Source organism: Dermabacter vaginalis, from assembly GCF_001678905.1.
GTDB lineage: Bacteria > Actinomycetota > Actinomycetes > Actinomycetales > Dermabacteraceae > Dermabacter > Dermabacter vaginalis.
Window position 1 is genome coordinate 603,139 of record NZ_CP012117.1, and the last position, 26,439, is coordinate 629,577.

The window sequence follows — 26,439 nt, forward strand, 5'->3', positions numbered from 1 at the left end:
GAAGCGCCTCTCAATAACACTTGGTAGGGTGTGCCGTGATTCCACCCCCACATCCCTCAAGGAGTCGACATGACCCCCACCTCTCCCGCCTTGACCCGCGCCGCGCGAGGCGTCGCTGCATTGCTCCTTGCCACCTCCCTCGCTGGCTGCGGGGCGCTCGGGAGCAGCGTCGCTAAGAAGAACGAATCCTCTCCCGCGGCCTCCACTTCGACCTCGAGTGAAGGCTCTGTCGAGCCCAGCGAGGAGGCGAGTAGCGATCCAAGCGATACGTCGAGCGCCACGCCGGGGGACACCTCTTCTACGACTCCCACCGGCGATGAAAGCGGCCCTGCAGCTCAAGGGGAGGAGCAGCCGGCCGGCGAGCCTGATGCGCCCGCGACCTGGCTTGCGAATACCCCGTACGTCCCCCTCGAAGGTATCGACAGCGTGACAGTTGACGGTGTTTATGGGGGCGCGACCGCCGGCAACACGTTCACGCTGAGCTTCACCTTCGACCACCCGAATGCTTCGCAAGCGTGCATCGATGCTGTCGCCGCAGTGAATAAGATCGAAATTCCCATCCAGCAGATGGCGGTCGCAAAATACGAAGGAAACTTTAAGGCGTTCGACCCCTCATCGATCGCTCCAACGATTCAAGCCGCCGCCGTTCTGAGCGATGAGGACCTCAACCTCATGGACGCCTACAACGACATCCTCGCCGAATGCGCGAATACCCCCGGTGAGCCAGCATCGGTCGTGGAAAAGCTTCCCGATCACGAGGGGCTGCACGTGCAGCTTGGATCCGCGGACCTGATCCTCGCCGGCAAGTCCCACGGCAATCGCCACATTTGGATGATCCTTGCGAATGTCGAGCCTGAGCAAGCCAAAACCTATATCGATGCCCAAATCGATCTTTTTGATCGCACCGTGACGAACGCCGCCTGACCGGTGAGGATTTTCATGATCAACTCAACTGCGCTCATGTCTGCTAGCCGCCCACGTGTGTGGTTTTCGGGCCTCGCCGCACTCGCCCTAGCCACATCGCTGACGGGGTGCGGAGCGCTTACCGATGCTGGGCAGAACGACCGATCGGACTCCTCGTCGACCTCGCATAGTTCAAACGAAAACGGGCACACGAAGGGGAGTGGCGGGCACGGCGTTCCCGATCGGAAAAAGCAGCCCGCAGGCAATGCCGATGATGTGAAGTCATGGCTTCTTACCGAGGAGCATCTGCCGGTCGACGGCATGAAGCCCAGCGAGGTAGAAGTCGACAAAGAGGAGGGCGACTTCGAGCTGAGCTTCTCACTCGAGCACCCGAACATCTCACCAGAATGCACAGATGCGGTCACCACGCTCAACAACACCTCGTTTACTTCCGCGACCGTTGCGACGAGCGTGTTCCGAGGGCGGCCCGCTCCGGGCTCCGTCAATGCGGAGTCGATGATTAAGATTGTCGCGTTGACGACCCCCGACGACATGAACGTCATGGACTTCTACAACGATGTTGTGCAAAAGTGTGGAAATATCCAGGGCGCACCGCCGATCACCGTTGATAAACCTTTCGGTGGTGAAGGGGTGCACGTCAAGCTTCCCGACGAAGAATTCTTCCTCGCTGGAAAATCCAGCGGCAAGCGCCATATCTTTGTCGTCATGTCCGATGTCGGTGATGACGATGCTCAAGCCGTGATTGATGCTCAGCTGGATCTCTTCGACCGGTCGATTGCGAGCGACCATTAGGTGACCGGCGGCCTCTCCACCTCGGTTGGAGACACAACAAGTGGCAAAACTCCGCACCGACTGCAGGGTGGAATCGAGAGTGAATGAACAGTGCCCCGACGGCAACGGAGTCACCTGGGCAACCGTCGGACCATGGGGGCTCCGAAGAAACTCAAGCAGACCTCGCACGCTGGCTCCTTTCGGCTGAAGAATCGGAGCAGCTGTCAAGCTTCACCAAGGTGACCGTTGAGGTCGAAACGCCGAGTGATCAGCGGCTTATTTTTCCGGTAGAGATACCCGACCCGAACTACCTTCAAGCCGACTACCGGAAAGACGGCAGAGCCGCTGTCCAAGCGATGCAGGCGCCTCAATCAGGTGTGAACACAGTCGCCGTGGCTGACTGAAGACGAGGGCAGGTTCAGCCGCAATAAACACCGACGCCCCAAAGCCTGGGTCATGCCGTTCCGCACCGATGAAGAGGTGGATATTATGCAGCTCTTCCACCTCGACGATGGGCTGTGCGGTGATGAATGCGGTCCAAAGCCCCTGTCGCTTCGGATAAGTTGCGAAATGCTCTTACTTCAACCTTGTGGCGCTAAAAACGTGATGGTAATCTCACGGTCAAAGTCTTAGGAAAGTAGGCGCAGTTCAAGGAGGAACGGTGAAAAACCTGGTGGCGTTAATCCTTGCGGTAACTCTCATCTTTTCGCGTGTAGCAGCGTGGGGTGACGGCGGAAAGGAGCGGCGGCATGGTGGCGTTACCCCGGTCATCTAACCTCATCGGTCTTATTGCTGCGGCCGGTGTTGCGGTGGTTCTGGGGCTAGCAGCAGGTTCGCTCTCGTTTTGGGCCCTCGTGAGTACCGGAATGGGCCCGGAAGAACGGGTAGCGAATGGTGCGCCGGCGCTATATGTCGATGCTCCCCTCGGCGATAATCCATTCGTGCGTGATTCCTCGAGGAAAGTGCACGAGGCGCCGGCGTCGGTGAAATCCTTAGCTTCGCCTGTGTGGTTTTACTCGCTGGGCGACCCTAGGGGCTTTGGCGGGCACAACAGAAAAAGCGACGAGGTGTTCTTTAATCCGAACATCAAGGGGCCAAGTAGAGATCATCTCGAGAAGACTTTCTCTCGGTCAAAAGTTCACCCGATCCCGAAGTCCCTTATGGGGGACATCTCTCGCGACTCGTTCCTGTTTGTTCACCTCGATAAGCTTGATCGCCCCAGTGGTCTGTACGTCTTCCCTGGGCTAAATGAAGGTGAAATAGATCGTCTGAGAAAAGACATTGAGAGCGAAGGGTATAGCGTTACCGTGCCAGAAGGCGGGGTAGCGGCAGGATTCTTTGGTATCCCTATCTTCGTGATGTTCCTCGTGATGCTTGCTGTGACCTTTGGGGTCGCCTGGAAGCTGGGATCTTTGCTTCGATCTTCGGGTGGGCATGCGGCGCTGGTCCGAGCGAATCTGGGGATAATTGACTCTGGTGCGCGTGTCTTTCACGTTGGTGTTTCTATTGCAATCTATGTGTTATTCGCAGTTCTCGCCGTCATCGGCCTCTTCCGCTTTATGGGTGGGATCGGTATAAGCCCGTGGGGGATTGGATGGTCAATCGCGGTCATTATTACCGTGGCCGCGGGGTTTCTCCTGGGTCAATGGCGTAGTGGAAAGAGCATTAGCTCAGCAAAGGAGCTGTCATGAGCCTCTTTCGAGACACCATTCGTGAAGACTGGACGGTTCTGCTCTCTCTTATGCTCCCCGTTGTTCTTGCTGTTGCCGTCTTTGCCTTCCCCGTGTCGAGCACGGTGGCGCAGCGGGACCTGAGGCTAGGGACGGTCGGCGACAGTGCTCAAGAGAGCCTGCGATTGACGGAATTTTTTCCTGGGGACTTCACCGCGGACCCCAGCCAAGTTGCGGCCCTTCAAGGACTCCTGCAGAAGGGGAGTATCGAGCTGAGGCTTCCGTTAGGGGCATTCTCCAACGAGACCGCAAAAGCCTCGCAAGGTGTCGTGGTCTCCGGTGCGACCTTTGATCGAATATGCGGCGTACCGGATGACGAAAAATACGTTGCCGCGAGCAAACTGGACGACGCATCGGTTGCGAGGATGCTGGAACCAACTCCGTTCCGAAATCCCGCAGAGATCGTGGAACTTTCCTCGCGAGCCCGAAGCGGGGCGCTCGGGTACGAATACATTGACCTCGACGAGGGGGTACTTGTGTGCGTGGCTCCCGAGGCCTTGGATGAATTGATCGCTCACGTGGGGGCAGCGACGGTGATTGACTCCGCCAAGGTCACGAGGCCGCTCGCGGATGCTGACCTCGATCCACTCACCAACAATTACGGCGCTGTGAGTGTAAGTGGGCAAGGCGATGAATGGGGCCGCTCTCGGATTGGTTTCGTTGCAGCCCTGAGTGCATGCGTGTTAGCCCTATTTGTGATGGTTGCCTGGGTTTTCGTGCGCACCGTTCGTGACAATGTCGCCGCGCTCAATGTTCGAAACGCCCTCGGGTACAGCCCGGCCGCTCTTCTGCGAGATTTAATCGGCCTTGCAGCGGTGATTTGGGTTGTACCCAGCATGTTCGCGTTCGTACCCGCAGCTCTCGTGGGGGCCTACCCGGTTCCTCTCTCACTGGTGTGTGGGGTAGCGCTCGTGCCCGCTTGTGTGCTCGTTGCGCTCACCTGGCATGGCGTCACCTCTCAGGGGGTAAAAACCGCGGCATGGGTGAGACGATGAAGAGCGAAAGTGGGATGCACTGGGTCAGAGCTGACGGTGTGACCAAGGCCTACGCAGTGGGCAAGGAAGAGATCCTCGCCCTTCCGCCAACGAGTGCGGAATTCCAGTCCGGAGACGTCCTTGTTGTTCACGGTCCTTCGGGGGTGGGGAAAAGTACTTTCCTCAAAATCATGGGGCTTGCCATCCCGCCAACGTCGGGAGAGGTCATTGTTGACGGCGCACCCGCCCCGCGCGTGCCTTCGAAGGCGGCTAGTCGAATGCGCGCCGAATTTTTCGGCATGGTGTTTCAGGACCTTCTTCTGGACGAACGTTTGACAGCCAGGGAAAATATTGTGCTGCCCGTGCGCGCTTCGAGGGGATGGAGAGGGGGAGGCCTCAGCGAAGAGACGCAGATGTGGGCTCTAGAACTCGCGGAGCTTTTCGGAGTGTCTCACCGGCTCGACTTTCCTGCTCGGCTTCTCTCCGGCGGGGAAAGGCAGCGCGTCGCGATCGCGAGGGCGATGGTGGTGAGGCCACCAATCCTCATTCTGGACGAACCAACAGCGAGCCTGGACCCTAAGAATGTCGAGATTGTCGTCACGGGGGTGGAGGCGCTTGCGAAGAGGGGGCACGGGATACTTGTCGCAACGCACGGCGAGCACTTCGATGCCCTCGCAGGTGCGACGCTCACGCTTGGGGCTTCCCACCGCGGCGATGCGGAGTGACGTGCTGCTCGACGTGACCACAGTCTCGCCAATTTTTTCGTGCGAAGTCTTGAGGGGAGAGCCGCTCTCGCATACTCTTGAAACTTAGCGCCCGTGTTTCGTGCGCCCTTTTTCAACTCATTCGACTCATATAGCGGGGTTGGTCGTGAATGAGGGGCCGAAACACATCGAGTCTATCGAAGCGTGTACGAGTCCTCATCCCGTGGAAGGATTACCCTTGGCTGCCTCGAGCACCGATTCTCACACCACTGCACTGCGCACCGCCTCGCCCCGCGTCACCTTCGCGAAGCTTGGCGATCCCATCGAAGTTCCCGACCTTCTGTCGCTCCAGACGAGCTCGTTTGACTGGCTGCTTGGCAACGAGCGCTGGCAAGAGCGTGCCGCGGAAGCTGAAGCAGCAGGCCGCGAAGACGTTCCGCAGACCTCCGGCCTCGCCGATATTTTCGAAGAGATCTCTCCGATCGAGGATCTTGGCGGCAACATGTCGCTCTCCTTCAGGAACCACTCCTTCGAAGAACCGAACTATTCGGTTGAGGAGTGCAAGGAAAAGGATCTCACCTACGCCGCGCCGCTCTACGTCACGGCGGAGTTCATGAACAATGAGACCGGGGAAATTAAGACCCAGACGGTCTTCATGGGCGACTTCCCGCTCATGACTGAAAAGGGCACCTTCATCATCAACGGCACTGAGCGCGTTGTCGTGTCGCAGCTCGTGCGCTCGCCCGGCGTGTACTTCGAGGAAAGCATCGACAAGACGAGTGACAAGCACGTCTTTAGCGCGAAGGTCATTCCCTCGCGCGGTGCCTGGCTCGAATTCGAGGTCGACAAGCGCGACCAGGTCGGTGTGCGCATCGACCGTAAGCGTAAGCAGTCGGTGACGACCCTCCTCCAGGCGCTCGGCATGTCTAAGAGTGACATCCTCGAGGAGTTCGGCGAGTTCGAATCGATGCGCGCCACGCTCGAGAAAGACAAGGTTGAGTCGCAGGACGAGGCGCTCATGGACATCTACCGCAAGCAGCGCCCGGGTGAGCCGCCCAGCCGCGATGCTGGCGAGACGATGCTCAACAACCTCTACTTCAACGACAAGCGCTACGACCTCGCGAAGGTTGGCCGCTACAAGATCAACAAGAAGCTCGGTCTCGAAGGCCCGCTCAGCGAGAGCGTGCTCAACCTCGAAGATGTCATTGCGACGATCAAGTACATCGTTGCCCTCCACGCTGGCATGGACAGCATGGAGAACAGCTTCGGCACCGAGATCCGCGTGGAGACGGACGACATCGACCACTTCGGCAACCGTCGTATCCGCGCCGTGGGCGAGCTCATCCAGAACCAGGTTCGCACGGGTCTGTCACGCATGGAGCGCGTTGTGCGCGAGCGTATGACGACCCAGGACGTCGAGGCGATTACGCCGCTCACGCTCATCAACATCCGCCCCGTGACCGCGGCGATCAAGGAGTTCTTCGGAACCTCGCAGCTCTCGCAGTTCATGGATCAGAACAACCCGCTCTCGGGCCTCACCCACAAGCGCCGCCTCTCGGCGCTCGGCCCGGGCGGTCTTTCGCGCGACCGCGCAGGCATGGAAGTTCGCGACGTTCACCCGTCGCACTACGGCCGCATGTGCCCGATCGAGACCCCCGAGGGTCCCAACATCGGCCTTATCGGCTCGCTCGCCACGTTCGCGCGCATCAACCCGTTCGGCTTTGTGGAGACTCCGTACCGCAAGGTCGTGGACGGCGTTGTCACCGATGAGATCGTCTACCTCACGGCTGACGACGAGGACCGCCACATCATTGCCCAGGCGAACGCGAAGATCGACGAGAACGGCAAGTTCCTCGAGGAAAACGTCCTCTCGCGTATGCCCGGTGGCGAGCCCGAGCTCGTGGAACCGAGCGACGTGACCTACATGGATGTTTCGGCTCGCCAGATGGTGTCGGTCGCGACCGCGATGATTCCGTTCCTTGAGCACGACGACGCTAACCGCGCGCTCATGGGCTCGAACATGCAGCGCCAGGCCGTTCCGCTTCTGCGCACCGAGATGCCGCTCGTGGGTACCGGTATGGAGCGCCGTGCGGCCGTCGATGCGGGCGATGTGATCGTTGCCGAGAAGGCCGGTGTCATCACTGAGCTTTCCGCCGACCTCATCACCGTCGCGGCGGACGACGGCACGAATCAGACCTACCGCATCGATAAGTTCCAGCGTTCCAACGCCGGCAACTGCTACAACCACCGTGTGCTCTTTGACGAGGGTGACCGCGTGGAGGCCGGCTCGGTTCTCGCCGACGGCCCCTCGACGGACGACGGCGAGCTCTCGCTCGGCAAGAACCTCCTCGTGGCATTCATGTCGTGGCACGGCCACAACTACGAGGACGGCATCATCCTCTCCTCGCGCCTCGTCCAGGATGACGTGCTCACGTCGATCCACATCGAGGAGCACGAGGTCGATGCTCGTGACACGAAGCTCGGTAAGGAAGAGATCACGCGGGATATCCCGAACGTTGGCGAAGACGTGCTCGCCGACCTCGACGAACGCGGCATCATCCGTATCGGCGCCGAGGTCGTTCCCGGTGACATCCTCGTCGGCAAGGTCACCCCGAAGGGCGAGACCGAACTGACCCCCGAGGAGCGCCTCCTGCGCGCGATCTTCGGTGAGAAGGCCCGCGAGGTGCGCGACACGTCGCTGCGCGTGCCCCACGGCGAATCGGGCACCGTGATCGGTGTGCGCGTGTTCGATTCGGAAGAAGATTCGGACATCCTCCCGACCGGTGTCAACGAGATGGTGCGCGTGTACATCGCGCAGAAGCGTAAGATCACCGACGGTGACAAGCTCGCCGGCCGCCACGGCAACAAGGGCGTCATCGCGAAGATCCTGCCCGTTGAGGACATGCCGTTCCTCGAGGATGGCACCCCGGTGGACATCATCCTCAACCCGATGGGTGTGCCTGGGCGTATGAACATCGGCCAGGTGATGGAAACCCACCTCGGCTGGGTCGCGAAGTCCGGCTGGGACATCGATGAATCGAACCCTGCCGCGAAGGATCTCCCGAAGGACGCCCTGCACGGCGAGCCCGGCACTCCCGTTGCCGTTCCCGTGTTCGACGGCCTGAGCGACACCGAGCTCGGTGCCCTCGTGGAGAACTACACGCCGAACCGCGACGGCGAGCGCATGATCCAGGACAACGGCAAGGCGCGTCTGTTCGACGGCCGCACCGGCGAACCGTTCCCGCACGAGATCTCGGTTGGCTACATGTACATCCTCAAGCTGCACCACCTCGTTGACGACAAGCTCCACGCGCGTTCGACCGGCCCGTACTCGATGATCACCCAGCAGCCGCTCGGTGGTAAGGCGCAGTTCGGTGGCCAGCGTTTCGGCGAGATGGAGGTGTGGGCGCTCGAGGCTTACGGTGCCGCCTACGCTCTCCAGGAGCTCCTCACGATCAAGTCGGACGACATCACGGGACGCGTGAAGGTCTACGAGGCGATCGTCAAGGGCGACAACATTCCCGAACCGGGTATCCCCGAGTCGTTCCGCGTGCTCCTCAAGGAAATGCAGTCCCTGTGCCTGAACGTCGAGGTCCTCGGCGCCGACGGCCAGAACCTCGAGGTGCGTGACCGCGACGAGGACATCTTCCGCAGCGCGGAGGAACTCGGAATCAACCTGTCGAGCCGCCCGAACGAGGGCGCGATCAACATCGAAGAGGTCTGATCGATCATCGGGGGAGGGTCCGACGCTTGCCGAGCGACCGTCGGACCCTCACACCCCGGAGATCTCAGCCCCACTCATTCAGACCTTGACGACTTTCTAGACGAGAGAAGGACACACGTGCTCGACGTCAACCACTTTGACGAGCTCAAGATCGGCCTTGCGACGGCCGACGACATCCGTTCCTGGTCATTCGGGGAAGTAAAGAAGCCCGAAACCATCAACTACCGCACCCTCAAGCCCGAGATGGACGGCCTCTTCTGTGAGCGCATCTTCGGCCCGACCCGCGACTGGGAGTGCTACTGCGGCAAGTACAAGCGCGTGCGATTCAAGGGAATCGTGTGTGAGCGCTGTGGCGTGGAGGTCACCAAGTCCTCCGTGCGCCGTGAGCGCATGGGCCACATTGAGCTTGCTGCCCCCGTGACCCACATCTGGTACTTCAAGGGCGTGCCTAGCCGCCTCGGCTACCTGCTCGACCTTGCACCGAAGGACCTCGAGAAGGTCATCTACTTCGCGGCCTACATGATCACGAAGGTGGACGACGAGGCACGTCACGCCGACATGCCCGAGCTCCAGAGCCGCCACGATCTCGAGATCCGCGAACTCGAAAACGAGCGCGACGCCGCCATCAACGAGCGCGCCGTGACCGCCGAGAAGGACCTCGCCCAGCTCGAGGAAGAAGGCGCGAAGGCCGACGCGAAGCGCAAGGTTCGTGACTCCGCCGAGCGCGAGCAGGCGCAGATCCGCAAGAAGTACGACGCGGAGATCACGCGCGTGCAGAACGTGTGGGAGCGCTTCAAGAACCTCGAGGTTGCGGACCTCGAGGGCGATGAGCAGCTTTACCGTGCGATGAAGCTCCGCTACGGCCACTACTTCGAAGGTGGCATGGGCGCCGAGGCCGTGCAGCAGCGCCTGCTCGACTTCGACCTCGACTCCGAGGCTGAGAAGCTCCGCGAGGTCATCGCGAACGGCAAGGGGCAGAAGAAGGCCCGCGCCCTCAAGCGCCTCAAGGTTGTTTCGGCGTTCCAGCAGACGACCAACTCGCCGGCAGGGATGGTGCTCGATTGCATCCCGGTGATTCCACCGGATCTCCGCCCCATGGTGCAGCTCGACGGCGGCCGCTTCGCGACGTCCGATCTCAACGACCTGTACCGCCGTGTGATCAACCGCAACAACCGTCTCAAGCGCCTCATTGACCTCGGTGCCCCCGAGATCATCGTGAACAACGAGAAGCGCATGCTTCAGGAGTCGGTGGACTCGCTGTTCGACAACGGCCGCCGTGGCCGCCCGGTCACGGGCCCCGGCAACCGCCCGCTCAAGTCGCTCTCCGACATGCTTAAGGGCAAGCAGGGCCGCTTCCGTGCGAACCTGCTCGGTAAGCGCGTGGACTACTCGGGCCGTTCGGTCATCGTGAACGGTCCTGAGCTTCACCTCCACCAGTGTGGTCTTCCGAAGGGCATGGCGCTCGAGCTGTTCAAGCCGTTCGTCATGAAGCGTCTCGTGGATCTCTCGCTCGCGCAGAACGTCAAGGCCGCCAAGCGCATGGTTGAGCGTTCGCGCCCCGAGGTGTGGGACGTTCTTGAAGAGGTCATCACCGAGCACCCGGTGCTGCTGAACCGTGCACCTACGCTTCACCGCCTCGGTATCCAGGCGTTCGAGCCGAAGCTCGTTGAAGGCAAGGCCATCCACCTGCACCCGCTCGTGTGTGGCGCCTTCAACGCGGACTTCGACGGTGACCAGATGGCTGTGCACCTCCCTCTTTCGCCCGAGGCGCAGGCCGAGGCGCGCATCCTCATGCTCTCCTCGAACAACATCCTTAAGCCTTCGGATGGCCGCCCGGTGACGATGCCCGCACAGGACATGATTATCGGTCTGTACCATCTGACGACCCCGAAGCCGGAGGCGCTCGGTCACGGCCGTACGTTCTCGTCGATCGCCGAGGCGATCATGGCCTTCGACAACAACGAGATCGACCTGAACGCACCGATCAACGTGCGCTTCACCGATGTCGTGCCACCGTCGGACTGGAAGGCCCCCGAAGGCTGGAACGAGGGTGACGCGATCACGCTCGAAACCACGCTCGGTGCCTACTACTTCAACGAAACCCTTCCCGAGGACTTCCCGTACGTGGAAGGCCAGGTGGGCAAGAAGCGCCTCGGCGGGATCGTTAACGCGCTCGCAGAACGCTATGACAAGGGTCAGGTTTCGGCTTCGCTCGACGCACTCAAGTCGTACGGCTTCTCGTGGTCGACCTATTCGGGTGTGACGTTCGCTTTCAGCGACGTTGTCGCGCCGCCGAACAAGGCTGAAATCATTGCGAAGTACGAGGCGAAGGCCGCGCAGGTCGAAGAAAACCGCGATCTCGGTCTCGTCTCCGAAGCCGAGCGCAGCAGCGAGCTCATCGACATTTGGACCGAGGCTACCAATGAGGTTGCCGAGGCGATGAAGTCGAACTTCCCGCTCGACAACACCATTTATCGCATGGTGCACTCCGGTGCCCGCGGTAACTGGATGCAGATTCGCCAGATCGCCGGTATGCGCGGCCTCGTGAATAACCCGAAGGGCGAGATCATTCCCCGCCCGATTCTCTCGAACTACCGCGAGGGTCTTTCGGTTCTCGAGTACTTCATCGCTTCGCACGGCTCGCGTAAGGGCCTTGCCGATACCGCGCTCAAGACCGCACAGTCGGGTTACCTGACGCGTCGTCTCGTTGACGTCTCGCAGGACGTCATCGTGCGCGAAGGCGACTGTGGAACCTCCAAGGGCTTCACGATGGCGATTGGCCAGGATCTGGACGGCACCATCGTGCCCGCCGACAATGTGGAGATCACAGCCTATGGCCGTACCCTTGCGCAGGACGTGGCTGGCGAAGACGGCACCGTGCTTGCTTCCGCGGGTGAGGACGTCGGTGACGTGCTCATCGAGAAGCTCATCGCTGCGGGTGTGACGGAAGTGAAGGTTCGCTCCGTTCTCACGTGTGATTCCGCCGTGGGCACGTGTGCGCAGTGCTACGGCCGTTCGCTTGCGACCGGCCAGCTCGTCGATATCGGCGAGGCCGTGGGTATCGTCGCAGCCCAGTCGATTGGTGAGCCCGGTACCCAGCTCACGATGCGTACCTTCCACTCCGGCGGTGTCGCCTCGGCAGAGGGCGATATCACGCACGGTCTTCCGCGTGTGCAGGAGCTCTTTGAGGCCCGTACCCCGGCCGGCTTCGCCCCGATTACCGAAATCGCGGGCCGCGTGAGCGTTGACGAAACCGACAAGCAGCGCAAGCTCACCGTGACACCGGACGACGGCAGCGAGCCCGTGACCTACACGCTCTCGCGCCGAGTGACCCCGCTCGTGTTTGACGGAGACCACGTTGAGGTTGGCCAGCAGCTTTCACCGGGTTCGGTCGACCCGAAGCAGGTGCTTCGCATCCTCGGCCCGCGTGCCGTGCAAAAGCACCTCGTGGACGAGGTCCAGAAGGTGTACGTGAGCCAGGGCGTGGACATTCACGCGAAGCACATCGAGGTCATCGTGCGCCAGATGCTGCGCCGCGTCACCATCGTGGCTTCGGGTGACACGAAGCTCCTCCCTGGTGACCTCGTGGAAAACGCCGCGTTCATTGAAGCGAACCGTGCTGTACTCGCCGAGGGCGGGGAGCCCGCACAGGGCCGCCCCGAACTCATGGGCATCACGAAGGCGTCGCTTGCGACCGAGTCGTGGCTTTCGGCCGCGTCGTTCCAGGAGACGACTCGCGTTCTCACCGAGGCTGCGCTCAGCTCGAAGAGCGACAAACTCATGGGCCTCAAGGAGAACGTCATCATCGGTAAGCTCATCCCGGCGGGCACGGGCCTTCCCCGTTTCCGCAACTTCGAGGTCGAGCCGACCGATGAAGCCAAGGCGCAGATGTACACGGTTCCCGGCTACGACGATTTTGGCCTCGCCGATTTCAGTGGGACCGGTTCGAACCTGAACCTCGACGACTTCAGCTACTCGGATCCGTTCAACACCGATTTCCGCTGATTCGACACTGAGCCTCGCGCGCGAGCGCGTGCTGGAGGGCCGTCTCTTTCCCGAGTGGGGGAGGGGCGGCCCTTCCGCCGTGAATGCGGTGTTTTCGCGCCTGCCGGAATTTCGCCGCAGGTGCGATGGTGGCTCATGCGACGCGTGCGCTGACCGCTGTGAAGTAGACCGCGATAAGCGTCAAGTAATGGCAAAGTTGCGGTTGCTCTTGGCTCAAGCGTTGGTTTTTCCTATGTTCGCGCGCGTGAAGGCGCGACAAGATGGACGTATTCAAGAAATCCGCACTCGCGCCCACCGCGCGACGCTTCCTGTGCACTCGTCAATGCGAAGGACACTCGTGAAGAAGAAGACTCCGATCATCGCCGCAGCCGCACTCGCGACCGTATTCGCGGGTGGTGGCGGTGGCGCCGCCTACGCGATGTCGAGCGAGGTGACCGTGAACGCCTACGGTCGTGTGGCCACCTTCCGCACGTTTGACTCGAAGGTGTCCGACATCCTCGAAGCACACGGCGTGGATGTGACCCACACCGACCTCGTGAAGCCGGCACTCGGCGAGACCATCGACTCGGGCGACAAGATCGTCGTGAAAGAACGCGAAGAGGTCAAGCTCAGTGTCGACGGCAAAGAGCAGTCGGTTCTCGTCGAGGGCGGCACCGTTGCCGATGCTCTCTCGCAGGCCGGAATCGACGCCAAAGGGGCCGCGGTGTCTCCGAAGCCCGACACCAAACTTGAGGATGTCGACGGGCCCGTGACCGTGACGACCCCCAAGGACATCACCGTGACCGGCATGAACGGCTCGTGGGTTGCCAAGGGCACGACCGTTCGAACGGTTCAGGACCTCCTCGATAAGTACTTCGCCGATTCGGTTGATGCCGATGATGAGGTCACGCCTTCGCGCGACACCGTTCTCAAGGACGGCGACACGATTCACCTCGTGCGCCTCAACTCCGAGGAAAAGACCGAGAAGGTGGCGATCGACTACAAGACCGAGACCCGCAAGGACGACGCGATCTACGAAGGTGAAACTCGCGTGGTCACGAAGGGCGAAAAGGGCGAAAAGACCATCGTCAAGAAGGTTTCGACGACCGACGGAAAAGTGACGGGCGAGGAAGTCGTGAAGGAAGAGGTCACGAAGGAGCCCGTCACCGAAGTCATCGCCAAGGGCACCAAGAAGCGCCCCGTTGAGGAATCGAAGAGCGAGGACGTGAGCGCGGATAGCAGCGATGACACCAAGTCGAGCCGCAAAAAGCGCAGCGAATCCGCCCCTCAGGGCGGCAAGGCTGTGAGTGGCGTTCGTTCGTGCGGTGCCTCGTTCTACGGCAACGGCGACGGAACGGACGGTGGCCCCACGGCGAGCGGCGAGCGTTTCAACACGCATGCGTACACCGCGGCCCACAAGAGCCTGCCGTTCGGCACGCGCGTGCGAGTGACCAACAAGGCCAATGGCCGCAGCGTGGTCGTGCGTATCAATGACCGTGGTCCGTACGTGGGCGGTCGCTGCCTCGACCTTTCGTACGCGGCGATGAAGAGCATCGGGGGCGTGAGCTCCGGCGTGGCGCGCGTCGACTGGCAGATCGTCGAATAAATCAGCACTCGCGAATTTCGGGCCGACGGTACTCAGCAACCGTCGGCCCGTTTTCTTTGCTGTTGCCTGCGCGACACTTCAAAGTTTCTCCGCATGTGATGTACAACGAAGTCCGCCCAGTCCTTTGACCGAAATAAATCCTGCAACGTAGACTGATGAACTGTGTCTGGGTGCCCTATGCCCTCTCGCGGCCTCGCCTCGTGCGAGCGCAATGAGCGGGGGTACGGTACCTCAGCCACCGGGCCTCGCCTGAGGCTCGAGCGGGTCGAGATCGACACACCCGAACGCGGGGGTCGGCCTCGAGTCGCGGCCCACTCCACACCCGTGGACACGGTGCTTCGGCGCCTGTGGGCAAAGAAGGTGATCTGGCCTCGTGAAGAGCGTGGCTAGCGACAGAAAGAGAACAAGTGCCTACTATTCAGCAGTTGGTGCGCAAGGGTCGTCAGGATAAGCCTGTCGCCTCGAGCACGCCCGCGCTCAAGGGTTCGCCCCAGCGCCGCGGCGTGTGCACCCGTGTGTACACCACCACTCCCAAGAAGCCGAACTCGGCGCTCCGTAAGATCGCGCGTGTTCGTCTCTCCTCCGGTGTCGAAGTGACGGCCTACATCCCCGGTGAAGGCCACAACCTCCAGGAGCACTCGATCGTCCTCGTTCGCGGCGGCCGTGTGAAGGACCTCCCGGGCGTGCGCTACAAGATCGTCCGTGGTTCGCTCGATACCCAGGCCGTGAAGGGTCGCCAGCAGGCACGCTCGCGGTACGGCGCGAAGAAGGAGAAGAAGTAATGCCACGTAAAGGTGCAGCTCCCAAGCGTCAGCTCGTGGTCGACCCGGTTTACGGTTCGCCCATTGTTACTCAGCTCATCAACAAGGTTCTCCTCGACGGCAAGAAGACCGTCGCTGAGCGTATCGTCTACGGTGCCCTCGAGGGCTGCCGTGAGAAGAACGGCCAGGACCCTGTAGCGACCCTCAAGAAGGCTCTGGATAACATCCGTCCGTCGCTCGAGGTTCGCTCCCGCCGAGTCGGCGGCGCCACCTACCAGGTGCCCGTCGAGGTTCGTGCCGGTCGTTCGACGACCCTCGCGCTGCGCTGGCTCGTTGGCTACTCGCGTGCTCGCCGTGAGCACACGATGACCGAGCGCCTGATGAACGAGATCCTCGACGCTTCGAACGGCCTTGGTGCCGCTGTGAAGCGTCGCGAAGACACCCACAAGATGGCGGAGTCCAACAAGGCCTTCGCTCACTACCGCTGGTAATCGCCGGCGGTACTCGAACCGAAGCGCAGAAAGGCATAGCCCGTGGCACTTGCAGTGCTTAAGGACCTCAGCAAGGTCCGCAACATCGGCATCATGGCTCACATCGATGCTGGTAAGACCACCACCACCGAGCGCATCCTGTACTACACCGGCGTCAACTACAAGATTGGCGAAACCCACGATGGTGCCGGCACCATGGACTGGATGGAGCAGGAAAAGGAACGCGGCATCACCATTACGTCCGCGGCAACGACCTGCTACTGGCACGACAACCAGATCAACATCATCGACACGCCCGGCCACGTCGACTTCACCGTTGAGGTGGAGCGCTCGCTGCGCGTTCTCGACGGTGCTGTTGCCGTGTTCGACGGCAAGGAAGGTGTCGAGCCGCAGTCGGAGACCGTGTGGCGCCAGGCTGACAAGTACAACGTGCCGCGCATTTGCTTCGTCAACAAGATGGACAAGATGGGTGCAGACTTCTTCTTCACCGTCGACACCATCGTTGACCGCCTCAAGGCAAAGCCGCTCGTCATGCAGGTGCCGATCGGCGCTGAGTCCGAGTTCCGTGGCGTGATCGACCTCCTCGAGATGAAGGCCTACGAATGGCCCGAAGAGTTCGAAGAGGACGCCCCCGAGTTCAACAAGAAGAAGGGCGATGCCGCCCTCGGCCAGTACCAGAAGGAAGTTCCGATTCCGGAAGACCTTCAGGCGAAAGCTGAGGAATACCGCGAGAAGCTCGTCGAAGACGTCGCCGAAGCAAGCGAAGAGCTTATGGAGAAGTACCTCGAAGAGGGCGACCTCTCGCTCGAGGACCTCAAGAAGGGCATTCGCGAGCTCACGATTTCCTCGCAGGCCTACCCCGTCTTCTGTGGCTCGGCGTTCAAGAACAAGGGCGTGCAGCCCATGCTCAACGCCGTGATCGACTTCCTCCCGTCGCCGCTCGACGTGCCGCCGATGGTTGGCCACGACGTGAAGGACGAGGAAAAGGAGCTCACGCGTAAGCCGTCGGCCGATGAGCCTTTCTCGGCTCTCGCGTTCAAGGTCGCTGCGCACCCGTTCTTCGGTTCGCTGACCTACGTGCGCGTCTACTCCGGTCACGTGGAGACGGGCTCCCAGGTGCTCAACGCCAATACGGGCAAGAAGGAGCGCGTCGGCAAGCTCTTCCAGATGCACTCGAACCAGGAGAACCCGGTCGACGAGGCATTCGCGGGCCACATCTACGCGTTCATCGGTCTGAAGGACACGACCACCGGCGACACGCTGTGCGACGCGCAGCACCCGATCGCGCTTGAGTCGATGACCTTCCCGGAGCCCGTGATCTCGATGGCCATCGAGCCGAAGACGAAGGGCGACCAGGAGAAGCTCGGTATCGCGATTCAGCGTCTCGCCAAGGAAGACCCGACCTTCCAGGTTCAACTCGACGAGGAAACCGGCCAGACGGTCATCAAGGGCATGGGCGAGCTTCAGCTCGACGTGCTCGTGGACCGCATGCGCCGCGAGTTCAAGGTCGAAGCGAACGTGGGCTCGCCGCAGGTGGCCTACCGCGAGTCGATTAAGAAGACCGTTGAGAAGTTCGATTACACGCACAAGAAGCAGACCGGTGGTTCCGGTCAGTTCGGTAAGGTTCAGATCACCTTCGAGCCTCTTACCGACGCTGAAGAAGGCGTGTTCTACGAGTTCGAAAACCTCGTCACCGGTGGTCGCATCCCGCGTGAATACATCCCGAGCGTTGACGCGGGTATTCAGGATGCGCTCCAGTCCGGCGTTCTCGCCGGCTACCCGGTGGTGAACGTCAAGGCATCGCTTATTGACGGTGCTTACCACGACGTGGACTCCTCGGAAATGGCGTTCAAGATTGCCGGTTCGATGGCGACGCGCGAGGCCCTCAAGAAGGCCCAGCCGATTCTCCTCGAGCCGATCATGAGCGTCGAGGTTCGTACTCCCGAGGAGTACATGGGAGATGTCATCGGCGACCTGAACAAGCGACGCGGTCAGGTTTCGTCGATGGAGGACGCGAGCGGGGTCAAGATTATCCGTGCTCTCGTCCCGCTGTCCGAAATGTTCGGCTACATTGGCGACCTGCGTTCCTTCACGCAGGGCCGCGCGATGTACACGATGCAGTTCGACAGCTACGCGGAGGTCCCGAGGAACATCTCGGAAGAGATCATCGCGAAGACGCGGGGCGAGTAAGCCTTACGGGAATTAGCGGGTAGAGTAGATCTGTTCGCTGGTTCTCGGACCGCTTGGGTCGCCCCTTCGGGGGCGCCCCACCCGTTCAACAGAAGTACACCCAACCAAAGTCCTAGGAGGACACACTATGGCTAAGGCCAAGTTCGAGCGTACGAAGCCGCACGTCAACATCGGCACCATCGGTCACGTTGACCACGGCAAGACCACGCTGACCGCTGCTATCTCGAAGGTTCTGTACGATCAGTACCCCGACCTCAACGAGAAGCGCAACTTCGATCAGATCGACAACGCCCCTGAGGAAAAGCAGCGCGGCATTACGATCAACATCTCCCACATCGAGTACCAGACCGAAAAGCGTCACTACGCACACGTTGACGCTCCCGGCCACGCCGACTACATCAAGAACATGATTACCGGCGCTGCTCAGATGGACGGCGCAATCCTCGTGGTTGCCGCCACCGACGGCCCCATGGCGCAGACCCGCGAGCACGTTCTTCTTGCTCGCCAGGTTGGCGTTCCCTACCTCCTCGTTGCGCTCAACAAGTGCGACATGGTCGACGATGAGGAAATCCTCGAGCTCGTCGAGATGGAGGTCCGTGAGCTTCTCGCTTCGCAGGAGTTCGATGAGGACGCTCCCGTCGTTCGCGTTTCGGCGTTCAAGGCGCTCGAGGGCGACGAGCAGTGGGTCAAGTCGGTTCAGGACCTCATGGCTGCCGTCGACGAGTCGATCCCGGATCCGGTTCGCGACATGGACAAGCCGTTCCTCATGCCGATCGAGGACGTCTTCACCATCACCGGTCGTGGCACCGTTGTGACCGGTAAGGTCGAGCGTGGCAAGCTTGCCATCAACTCGGAAATCGAGATCGTGGGTATCCGCGAGGCTCAGAAGACCACCGTCACCGGTATCGAGATGTTCCACAAGCAGATGGATGAGGCTTGGGCAGGCGAGAACTGTGGCCTCCTCCTCCGTGGCACCAAGCGTGAAGACGTGGAGCGCGGCCAGGTTGTCGTGAAGCCGGGTTCGATCACCCCGCACACCGACTTCGAGGGCCAGGTCTACATCCTCTCGAAGGACGAGGGTGGCCGCCACAACCCGTTCTACTCGAACTACCGCCCGCAGTTCTACTTCCGTACCACCGACGTGACCGGCGTTATCACCCTCCCCGAGGGCACCGAGATGGTCATGCCTGGCGACTCGACCGAGATGACCGTTGAGCTCATCCAGCCGATCGCTATGGAAGAGGGCCTCGGCTTCGCTATCCGTGAGGGTGGCCGCACCGTTGGCTCGGGCCGCGTTACCAAGATCATCAAGTGATCTGACGCTGCATAGCCTGCAGAGTTAAAGGAAAACGCCCCGGATTCGTCCGGGGCGTTTTTCTGTGAGTGGGTGGTTGATTGGCGGTGAAGGGACCGTGCGAGCTTAGTCTCGTTCGGTCTTTTCAGCAGAGTCCGACGGTAGACCGTACGTTGGGCGCTTCGCCAGCTGGCTGCCGTCACTCGTGGCGGCACCGGTGTTGTCCGCATCGGTGTTGCCGTCGGCGGGCGTCGAGCCTGGTTGGCCGAAAGTCGGGGTTCCTCCGTTTTGTGCGCTAGGTCTTTGTGCTGGTCGACCGGAGGAAGGGGCAGCCGGGCCTACGCCGCCAAAAGCCCCCTCGCCGAGGCGTACCCCGGCCTCGGAGAGAATGCGGCGGGCGTCCATGACGTTGCGGTGCTCGACGAGCAGCTCGTATTGCATCGGAACTGTGGCGGTCATTGAGGTGAAGTCGCGCTCACCGCCACTCATGGCATGGCCGATCACTGCCCACACGGTGAAGAACACCGCGCCGAGCACAATTGAACTGAGGATAGTTGAGAGCCACTGCTCGGAGAGCATGCTGAAGAGGAGGCCCACGAATAGGCCCATCCACATGCCGCTCAGTGCCCCGCCGAGAATGACGCGGGTCCACGTTTTGCGTCCGGTCACGCGCTCGATGAGACGTAGGTCGGTTCCTACGATGAGGGTGTTGTGGACGGGGAACCCGGCGTCGGCAAGAGTGTCGACTAAACGTTGGACGTCGGAGTACTCGTGGTAAGTTCCGAGCGATTGCGGAAATTCGAGGGAGAATGCTCGTGACTGGAGCGGGTTGTTTGGCTGTTGACTCATGCCTCTACTCTAGTGTGCTTCGCTGCGCACGTGTGCGGAGGAGTGGGTGCCCGGCGGGCCTCGGCCGCGGGCGCCGAGCAGAGGGAACGCGTGTGCGCCGTCGTGCGTGTGACGAACGGTCTGGGTAGGGAAGCCGTGTGCCAGACGCTTCCTGCTTGTGAGGCGTTCCACGCCTGAGCCCCTGGTGCCCATTTGAGATACGTGGCAAACTAGATGAGTTGCTTGCGCGAGCGGCCATGCCCGGTTCCGTTCCCCATCTCTGGGAATGACCACCGGATGACGCTCAGCCCAAGGATGCGAACAGTGTGGAAACTCCGCTGAGGGCGCATCGTTTGAGGGAACAGTCGCAAGGACATGGGTTTCGCGCGGCCTTTTTGCGCCTCGCAAGAGCGACACACCCGACCGCGGGTGTCGGTCTGGCCCACTCCATGTAAGAGCGGTTTTAGAGAAAGAGATAGACCTAGGCTATGGCGGGACAGAAGATCCGCATCCGGCTCAAGTCGTATGACCACGAGGTGATTGACAGCTCGGCGCGCAAAATCGTCGACACTGTCACCCGCGCTGGTGCAACGGTCGTGGGCCCGGTGCCGCTGCCGACTGAGAAGAACGTTTTCGTTGTGATCAAGTCGCCGCACAAGTACAAGGATTCCCGTGAGCAGTTCGAGATGCGCACCCACAAGCGCCTCATCGACATCGTCGATCCCACGCCCAAGGCTGTGGATTCGCTGATGCGCCTCGACCTGCCTGCGGACGTCAACATCGAGATCAAGCTCTGAGGTATCGGAACACATGAGTAACGAACTGACAGGGCAGCGCGATCGCGTCATCAATGGCGTGCTCGGCACCAAGCTTGGCATGACCCAGGTGTGGGATGAAGACGGCAAGATCGTCCCCGTGACCGTGGTTCAGGCCGGCCCGTGTGTTGTCACGCAGGTCCGCTCACAGGACGTTGATGGCTACGACGCTGTCCAGATCGCGTATGGCGCGATTGATCCCCGTAAGGTGACGAAGCCCCTCAAGGGTCACTTCGAGAAGGCCGGCGTGACGCCGCGCCGTCACCTCGTTGAGCTCCGCACGAATGATGCGGCGGAGTACGAGCTCGGCCAGGAGATCGACGCTTCGATCTTCGAGGCCGGCCAGAAGGTCGACGTCGTTGGCACGACCAAGGGTAAGGGCAACGCGGGCGTCATGAAGCGCCACGGGTTCGCCGGTGTGAGTTCCTCGCATGGTCAGCACCGCAACCACCGCAAGCCCGGCTCGATCGGTGGCGCCTCGACCCCCGCACGCGTGTTCAAGGGCATGCGCATGGCGGGCCGCATGGGCGGTAACCGCAACAGCGTCCAGAACCTCACCGTTCAGGCGGTGGACGCCGAGAAGAACCTCGTGCTCATCAAGGGTGCCGTTCCCGGCCCCAAGGGTGGCATCGTTCTGGTTCGCTCGGCCGTCAAGGGTCCGAAGAAGGGAGCCTGATTTTCATGGCTAACAACCTGACGGTCGATGTTCTCGACCCCGCAGGCAAGAAGACTGGCACCGCCGAGCTTCCCGCTCACATCTTCGATGTCCAGACCAACGTGGCGCTTATCCACCAGGTCGTGACGGCTCAGCTCAACGCTGCACGCCAGGGCACGCACAAGGCCAAGACCCGCGGCGAGGTCCGCGGTGGTGGCCGTAAGCCGTGGAAGCAGAAGGGTACCGGTCGCGCTCGCCAGGGCTCGATCCGCGCACCTCAGTGGACCGGCGGTGGCGTTGTGCACGGTCCGGTTCCGCGTGACTACACGCAGCGTGTGCCGAAGAAGATGAAGGCTGCTGCCCTCCGCGGCGCCCTCTCGGATCGCGCCCGCTTCGGTCGCGTCCACGTTTTCACCGCGCTTCTCGAGGGCGACAAGCCTTCGACGAAGCTCGTGGCGAAGACCATCGCTACCGTCTCGGACAGCTCGAACTTCCTCCTGGTCGTTCGCCGCAACGACGAGGTCGGCGCGCTCAGCTCGCGCAACCTCTCGAACGCTCACGTGCTGTTCGCCGATCAGCTCAACACCTACGACGTGATGGCTTCTGACCATGTCGTCTTCACCGAAGGTGCACTCGAGGACTTCGTGGCTGGTGCAACTCTCGCCGCCGTGAAGGCTCCTTCGCAGTCCACCACCGAAGCCGCCCCCGTGGCCGCCAAGGCTGAGGAGAAGACCGCGCCCGAGGCTGTTGAAGCTCCCTACGGCGAAGGCAGCGCCCTTCCGCTCGACGGTGGCAAGGCCCCCGAAGGTTTCACCATCAAGGGCAACAGCAACTCCATGAAGTACCACACCGAAGAATCGCCGTGGTACGGCCGCACCAAGGCTGAGGTCTGGTTCGCGACGCCGGAGGCAGCGGAAGCTGCCGGCTTTGTGAACGCCGTTCGCCCGGCCGATGAGGAGGAAGCCAAGTGACCTCGATCCACAAGAACCCGCGCGACATCCTTTTCGCGCCGGTCCTCACCGAGAAGTCCTACGGCCAGATGGACGAAGGCAAGTACGTCTTCGTCGTCGATCGCCGCGCTAACAAGACCGAAATCAAGCTCGCCGTCGAGGAAATCTTCGACGTCAAGGTTGCTTCGGTGAACACCATCAACCGTCAGGGCAAGACGCGTCGCACGCGTTTCGGCATTGGCAAGCGCAACGACACCAAGCGCGCCATTGTCACCCTCAAGGACGGATCCATCGACATCTTCGGAGGCGCGACCGCCTGAGCGGTCGTGACCCGAAGACAAACGAGAGAGTCTGAGGAAACCCACGATGGGAATTCGTAAGAACAAGCCGACCTCGCCGAGCCGTCGCGGTTCGAGCGTCGCCGACTTCGTCGAGATCACTCGTAGTGAGCCGGAGAAGTCGCTGGTCCGCCCCCTGTCCAAGACGGGTGGCCGTAACAACAAGGGTCGCGTGACCTCGCGTCACCGCGGTGGTGGCCACAAGCGTGCCTACCGTGTGATTGACTTCCGTCGCCACGACAAGGACGGCGTCAACGCTAAGGTCGCCCACATCGAGTACGACCCGAACCGTACCGCTCGTATCGCGCTGCTCCACTACATGGACGGCGAGAAGCGCTACATCCTCGCCCCGGCGAAGCTTCGCCAGGGTGACGTGCTCGAAAGCGGTCCGAGCGCCGACATCAAGCCCGGCAACAACCTTCCGCTGCGCAACATCCCCGTGGGTACCGTTGTGCACGCTATCGAGCTCCGCCCCGGTGGCGGCGCGAAGATCGCCCGCTCGGCGGGTGCCTCCGTGCAGCTCGTCGCGAAGGAAGGCAAGTTCGCCCAGCTTCGTATGCCGTCCGGCGAAATCCGCAACGTCGATGCGCGCTGCCGCGCGACCATCGGCGAAGTGGGCAACGCCGAACAAGCCAACATCAACTGGGGCAAGGCCGGCCGCATGCGCTGGAAGGGCAAGCGCCCGCACGTCCGTGGTGTTGTGATGAACCCCGTGGACCACCCGCATGGTGGTGGTGAGGGCCGCACGTCGGGCGGTCGTCATCCCGTTTCGCCTTGGGGCCAGCCGGAAGGCCGCACCCGCAAGCCGAACAAGGAAAGCGACAAGCTCATCGTGCGCCGCCGCCGTACCGGCAAAAAGCGCTGATAGGACGAGGGATAAACAGATATGCCACGCAGTATTGCTAAGGGCCCCTTCGTTGACGATCACCTTCAGAAGAAGGTCGACGCTCAGAACGAAGCCGGTACCAAGAACGTCATCAAGACCTGGTCGCGCCGTTCGGTCATCACGCCGGACTTCCTCGGCCACACTTTCGCAGTGCACGATGGCCGCAAGCACGTCTCGGTGTTCGTCACCGAGTCGATGGTGGGCCACAAGCTCGGCGAGTTCGCTCCCACGCGCACTTTCCGCAGCCATGACAAGGACGACATGAAGGGACGTCGTCGCTAATCGCCGCTCCGGCGTAGTGATGATGGCCCTCGCTATTCACTAAAGAAAGCAGGACAGCAATGGAAGCCAAGGCGCAGGTGCGGTTCATCCGTATTTCGCCCATGAAGGCCCGGCGCGTCGTTGACCTTATTCGTGGTAAGAGCACGGGTGAAGCCCTGGAGATCCTGCGGTTCGCACCGCAGGCCGCCAGCGAGCCCGTCTCGAAGCTCGTAAAGTCCGCGATCGCCAACGCCCGCGTGAAGGCAGATCAGGCAGGGGAGCGTTTCGATGAGCAGGATCTCGTCGTGTCCGCTGCGTTCGTCGACGAAGGCCCGACCATGAAGCGGTTCCAGCCGCGTGCTCAGGGTCGCGCATTCCAGATCAAGAAGCGCACCAGCCACATCACCGTGGCTGTTGCCCCGTCGAAGAAGAAGGAGACCCGCTAGTGGGCCAGAAGGTCAATCCCAACGGGTTCCGCCTCGGTATTACGACCGACCACACGAGCCGCTGGTTCGCCGACTCCACGAAGGAAGGTCAGCGCTACCGCGACTACGTGAAGGAAGACGTCGCCATCCGCAACCTCCTCTCCGAGGGGCTTGAGCGTGCTGGCGTGTCGAAGGTCGAGATCGAGCGCACCCGTGATCGCGTTCGCGTTGATCTGCACACCGCTCGCCCCGGCATCGTGATCGGTCGCCGTGGCGCGGAGGCCGAGCGTCTCCGTGGTCAGCTCGAGAAGCTGACGGGCAAGCAGATTCAGCTCAACATCCTCGAGGTCAAGAACCCCGAGGCAGACGCGCAGCTCGTTGCTCAGGGCATCGCCGAGCAGCTCGCGAGCCGCGTGTCCTTCCGCCGTGCGATGCGCAAGGGCATTCAGTCCGCGCAGCGTGCTGGCGCGAAGGGTATCCGTGTCGCCGTTTCGGGCCGCCTCGGTGGCGCCGAAATGAGCCGCAGCGAGTTCTACCGTGAAGGCCGCGTGCCTCTGCACACGCTTCGCGCGAACATCGACTACGGCTTCTACGAGGCCCGCACCGCATTCGGCCGCATCGGCGTGAAGGTGTGGATCTACAAGGGCGACATCACGTCCAAGGAACTCGCTGCACAGCAGGCCGCCCAGGCTCCGCGCCAGGGCCGTGGTCCGCGCGCTGAGCGCCCCCGTGGCCGCCGCAACGAGCGCAACGCCGCCCGCCGTGAGAAGGCGGAAGCTTCGGCTCAGGCTCAGGCCGCTACCGAGGCTCCCGCTGCCGCTCCGGCCGATAAGGGAACGGAGGCCTGAGTCCAATGCTGATTCCGCGTAGGACCAAGCACCGCAAGCAGCATCGCCCCACCCGTACCGGTATGGCCAAGGGTGGCTTCGATCTCGCGTTCGGCGACTACGGCATCCAGGCTCTCGAGCCCGCCTACGTCACCAACCGCCAGATTGAGGCCGCACGTATCGCCATGACGCGCTACATGAAGCGTGGCGGCAAGGTGTACATCAACATCTACCCCGATCGCCCCCTCACGAAGAAGCCTGCCGAGGTCCGCATGGGTTCCGGTAAGGGTTCGGTGGAGTTCTGGGTAGCGAACGTCAAGCCCGGCCGCGTCATGTTCGAGGTTGCCGGCGTCGATGAGCCGACTGCACGCGAGGCACTGCGCCTTGCGATGCACAAGCTCCCCATGAAGTGCCGAATCCTCAGCCGAGAGGGTGGTGACATCTGATGGCAGCCACGAAGCTTACCGCTGACGAGCTCAACAAGCTCGATGACGCGAAGCTCACCGAAGAACTCGCGAAGGCCAAGGACGAGCTGTTCAAGCTCCGTTTCCAGGGCGCGACCGGTCAGCTCGAGTCGAGCGCTCGCTTGCGTTCGGTCAAGAAGGACATCGCACGGATCTACACGATCCTGCGCGAGCGCGAGCTGGGGATCCGCCAGGCCCCCGGTTCGGCCGAGTGAACGAGCGAGGTTAGGTAATGAACGAAAATCAGGTCGCTGAAGAGCGTCCGTACCGCAAGACTCAGCGCGGCTACGTCGTCTCCGACAAGATGGATAAGACCATCGTCGTCGAGGTCGAGGAGCGCGTGAAGCACTCGCTGTACGGCAAGGTTATGAAGAAGCACAAGAAGTTCAAGGCCCACGATGAGGAGAACACCGCCGGTGTCGGCGATCTTGTTCGCATCATGGAAACCCGCCCGCTGAGCGCTTCCAAGCGCTGGCGTCTGGTGGAGATTCTCGAGAAGGCTAAGTAAGCCGTTCTCAGGTTCGCCTGAACATAGAGAGGCCGGGGTGGAATCGCAATGCGGATCCACCCCGGCCTCTCTTTTGTGCCTTCGTGGTGCGGGTTGCGAGTGCTTCCCACGTGCGAGGTTCGTGACGCGCCAGCTGCCGTCGGCCTGCTTTGCCAACGTGAGGGACCCGGTGAGTTCGGGCGTGAAGCCCATATGTGCCGCGTCGCCGTACTCGTACTGGACCCGGGCAATCCTGCCGCGAACATCGATACCCGCAACGCGTCCGTCTTCGGGCATTCGGGGGCGGGGTGGTGCAACGAGCGGCTTCTGGAGTTCGCTGCAGCTGTGCG

General features: G+C 61.7%; 25 protein-coding genes. 24 read left to right on the forward strand and 1 reads right to left on the reverse strand.

Annotation, left to right across the window (positions count from 1 at the left end):
- Window positions 1–69 precede the first annotated feature (69 nt).
- The 13 genes from DAD186_RS02460 (at window position 70) to tuf (ending at window position 19,174) form a co-directional block, all read left to right on the forward strand.
- Window positions 70–924 carry a hypothetical protein gene (locus DAD186_RS02460; protein WP_065247373.1) on the forward strand — a complete coding sequence of 285 codons (855 nt, stop codon included), beginning with the start codon at window positions 70–72 and terminating at the stop codon, window positions 922–924.
- 36 nt (window positions 925–960) lie between these two features.
- Window positions 961–1,716, forward strand: coding sequence for a hypothetical protein (locus tag DAD186_RS02465; protein WP_150333571.1), 756 nt, complete (start codon window positions 961–963; stop codon window positions 1,714–1,716).
- A gap of 83 nt (window positions 1,717–1,799) precedes the next feature.
- Window positions 1,800–2,099 (forward strand): hypothetical protein, encoded by a 300-nt coding sequence (locus DAD186_RS02470; RefSeq protein WP_065247375.1) that lies wholly within the window; start codon window positions 1,800–1,802, stop codon window positions 2,097–2,099.
- A gap of 345 nt (window positions 2,100–2,444) precedes the next feature.
- On the forward strand, window positions 2,445–3,386 hold the full coding sequence (locus DAD186_RS02475; RefSeq protein WP_065247376.1) for a hypothetical protein: 942 nt from the start codon (window positions 2,445–2,447) through the stop codon (window positions 3,384–3,386).
- On the forward strand, window positions 3,383–4,420 hold the full coding sequence (locus DAD186_RS02480; protein WP_065247377.1) for a hypothetical protein: 1,038 nt from the start codon (window positions 3,383–3,385) through the stop codon (window positions 4,418–4,420). The genes DAD186_RS02475 and DAD186_RS02480 overlap by 4 nt, the downstream gene beginning before the upstream one ends.
- Window positions 4,405–5,124 carry an ABC transporter ATP-binding protein gene (locus DAD186_RS02485; protein WP_082991042.1) on the forward strand — a complete coding sequence of 240 codons (720 nt, stop codon included), beginning with the start codon at window positions 4,405–4,407 and terminating at the stop codon, window positions 5,122–5,124. The genes DAD186_RS02480 and DAD186_RS02485 overlap by 16 nt, the downstream gene beginning before the upstream one ends.
- 217 nt (window positions 5,125–5,341) lie before the next feature.
- Window positions 5,342–8,827, forward strand: coding sequence for a DNA-directed RNA polymerase subunit beta (gene rpoB / locus DAD186_RS02490; RefSeq protein ID WP_065247378.1), 3,486 nt, complete (start codon window positions 5,342–5,344; stop codon window positions 8,825–8,827).
- Between the two features lie 117 nt (window positions 8,828–8,944).
- Complete coding sequence (locus DAD186_RS02495) at window positions 8,945–12,832, forward strand: DNA-directed RNA polymerase subunit beta' (protein WP_065247379.1); 3,888 nt, start codon at window positions 8,945–8,947, stop codon at window positions 12,830–12,832.
- Between the two features lie 337 nt (window positions 12,833–13,169).
- Window positions 13,170–14,417 carry a septal ring lytic transglycosylase RlpA family protein gene (locus DAD186_RS02500; RefSeq protein WP_074297688.1) on the forward strand — a complete coding sequence of 416 codons (1,248 nt, stop codon included), beginning with the start codon at window positions 13,170–13,172 and terminating at the stop codon, window positions 14,415–14,417.
- Between the two features lie 407 nt (window positions 14,418–14,824).
- Window positions 14,825–15,199 carry a 30S ribosomal protein S12 gene (gene rpsL / locus DAD186_RS02505; RefSeq protein WP_065247381.1) on the forward strand — a complete coding sequence of 125 codons (375 nt, stop codon included), beginning with the start codon at window positions 14,825–14,827 and terminating at the stop codon, window positions 15,197–15,199.
- Window positions 15,199–15,669, forward strand: coding sequence for a 30S ribosomal protein S7 (gene rpsG, locus DAD186_RS02510; RefSeq protein ID WP_016664015.1), 471 nt, complete (start codon window positions 15,199–15,201; stop codon window positions 15,667–15,669). The genes rpsL and rpsG overlap by 1 nt, the downstream gene beginning before the upstream one ends.
- Window positions 15,670–15,711: 42 nt before the next feature.
- The gene (fusA, locus tag DAD186_RS02515) at window positions 15,712–17,859 is read left to right on the forward strand and encodes an elongation factor G (protein WP_065247382.1); all 2,148 of its coding nucleotides are present in this window, start codon (window positions 15,712–15,714) and stop codon (window positions 17,857–17,859) included.
- A gap of 127 nt (window positions 17,860–17,986) precedes the next feature.
- A complete protein-coding gene (tuf, locus tag DAD186_RS02520; RefSeq protein WP_065247383.1) occupies window positions 17,987–19,174 on the forward strand; it encodes an elongation factor Tu in 1,188 nt (395 codons plus the stop codon).
- A 105-nt stretch (window positions 19,175–19,279) separates the two neighbouring features.
- Here tuf and DAD186_RS02525 read toward each other — a convergent pair whose 3' ends face one another.
- On the reverse strand, window positions 19,280–20,002 hold the full coding sequence (locus DAD186_RS02525) for a YflT domain-containing protein (RefSeq protein ID WP_065247384.1): 723 nt from the start codon (window positions 20,000–20,002) through the stop codon (window positions 19,280–19,282).
- Between the two features lie 467 nt (window positions 20,003–20,469).
- On the opposite strand from DAD186_RS02525, the gene rpsJ reads away from it, so the two are divergent.
- From rpsJ to rpsQ, 11 genes are read left to right on the forward strand one after another with little or no spacing between them, the layout of a single operon-like run.
- Window positions 20,470–20,778 (forward strand): 30S ribosomal protein S10, encoded by a 309-nt coding sequence (gene rpsJ, locus DAD186_RS02530; RefSeq protein ID WP_055089348.1) that lies wholly within the window; start codon window positions 20,470–20,472, stop codon window positions 20,776–20,778.
- Window positions 20,779–20,791: 13 nt separating this feature from the next.
- The gene (gene rplC, locus DAD186_RS02535; RefSeq protein WP_065247385.1) at window positions 20,792–21,472 is read left to right on the forward strand and encodes a 50S ribosomal protein L3; all 681 of its coding nucleotides are present in this window, start codon (window positions 20,792–20,794) and stop codon (window positions 21,470–21,472) included.
- Between the two features lie 5 nt (window positions 21,473–21,477).
- Complete coding sequence (gene rplD, locus DAD186_RS02540; protein WP_065247386.1) at window positions 21,478–22,422, forward strand: 50S ribosomal protein L4, sunset domain variant; 945 nt, start codon at window positions 21,478–21,480, stop codon at window positions 22,420–22,422.
- A complete protein-coding gene (gene rplW / locus DAD186_RS02545) occupies window positions 22,419–22,721 on the forward strand; it encodes a 50S ribosomal protein L23 (RefSeq protein WP_065247387.1) in 303 nt (100 codons plus the stop codon). The genes rplD and rplW overlap by 4 nt, the downstream gene beginning before the upstream one ends.
- Window positions 22,722–22,767: 46 nt before the next feature.
- Window positions 22,768–23,604 (forward strand): 50S ribosomal protein L2, encoded by an 837-nt coding sequence (gene rplB / locus DAD186_RS02550; RefSeq protein WP_065247388.1) that lies wholly within the window; start codon window positions 22,768–22,770, stop codon window positions 23,602–23,604.
- Window positions 23,605–23,625: 21 nt separating this feature from the next.
- Window positions 23,626–23,907 (forward strand): 30S ribosomal protein S19, encoded by a 282-nt coding sequence (rpsS, locus tag DAD186_RS02555; RefSeq protein ID WP_065247389.1) that lies wholly within the window; start codon window positions 23,626–23,628, stop codon window positions 23,905–23,907.
- Between the two features lie 59 nt (window positions 23,908–23,966).
- Window positions 23,967–24,332 (forward strand): 50S ribosomal protein L22, encoded by a 366-nt coding sequence (gene rplV, locus DAD186_RS02560; protein ID WP_065247390.1) that lies wholly within the window; start codon window positions 23,967–23,969, stop codon window positions 24,330–24,332.
- Window positions 24,332–25,159: a 30S ribosomal protein S3 gene (gene rpsC, locus DAD186_RS02565; RefSeq protein WP_065247391.1), complete on the forward strand. Its 828-nt coding sequence runs from the start codon at window positions 24,332–24,334 to the stop codon at window positions 25,157–25,159. The genes rplV and rpsC overlap by 1 nt, the downstream gene beginning before the upstream one ends.
- A gap of 5 nt (window positions 25,160–25,164) precedes the next feature.
- A complete protein-coding gene (gene rplP / locus DAD186_RS02570; RefSeq protein ID WP_016664027.1) occupies window positions 25,165–25,584 on the forward strand; it encodes a 50S ribosomal protein L16 in 420 nt (139 codons plus the stop codon).
- Complete coding sequence (gene rpmC / locus DAD186_RS02575; RefSeq protein ID WP_016664028.1) at window positions 25,584–25,817, forward strand: 50S ribosomal protein L29; 234 nt, start codon at window positions 25,584–25,586, stop codon at window positions 25,815–25,817. Before rplP ends, rpmC begins: the two co-directional genes overlap by 1 nt.
- Before the next feature lie 17 nt (window positions 25,818–25,834).
- Window positions 25,835–26,110, forward strand: a complete 276-nt coding sequence (rpsQ, locus tag DAD186_RS02580) for a 30S ribosomal protein S17 (RefSeq protein ID WP_016664029.1) — start codon at window positions 25,835–25,837, stop codon at window positions 26,108–26,110.
- Window positions 26,111–26,439 lie beyond the last annotated feature (329 nt).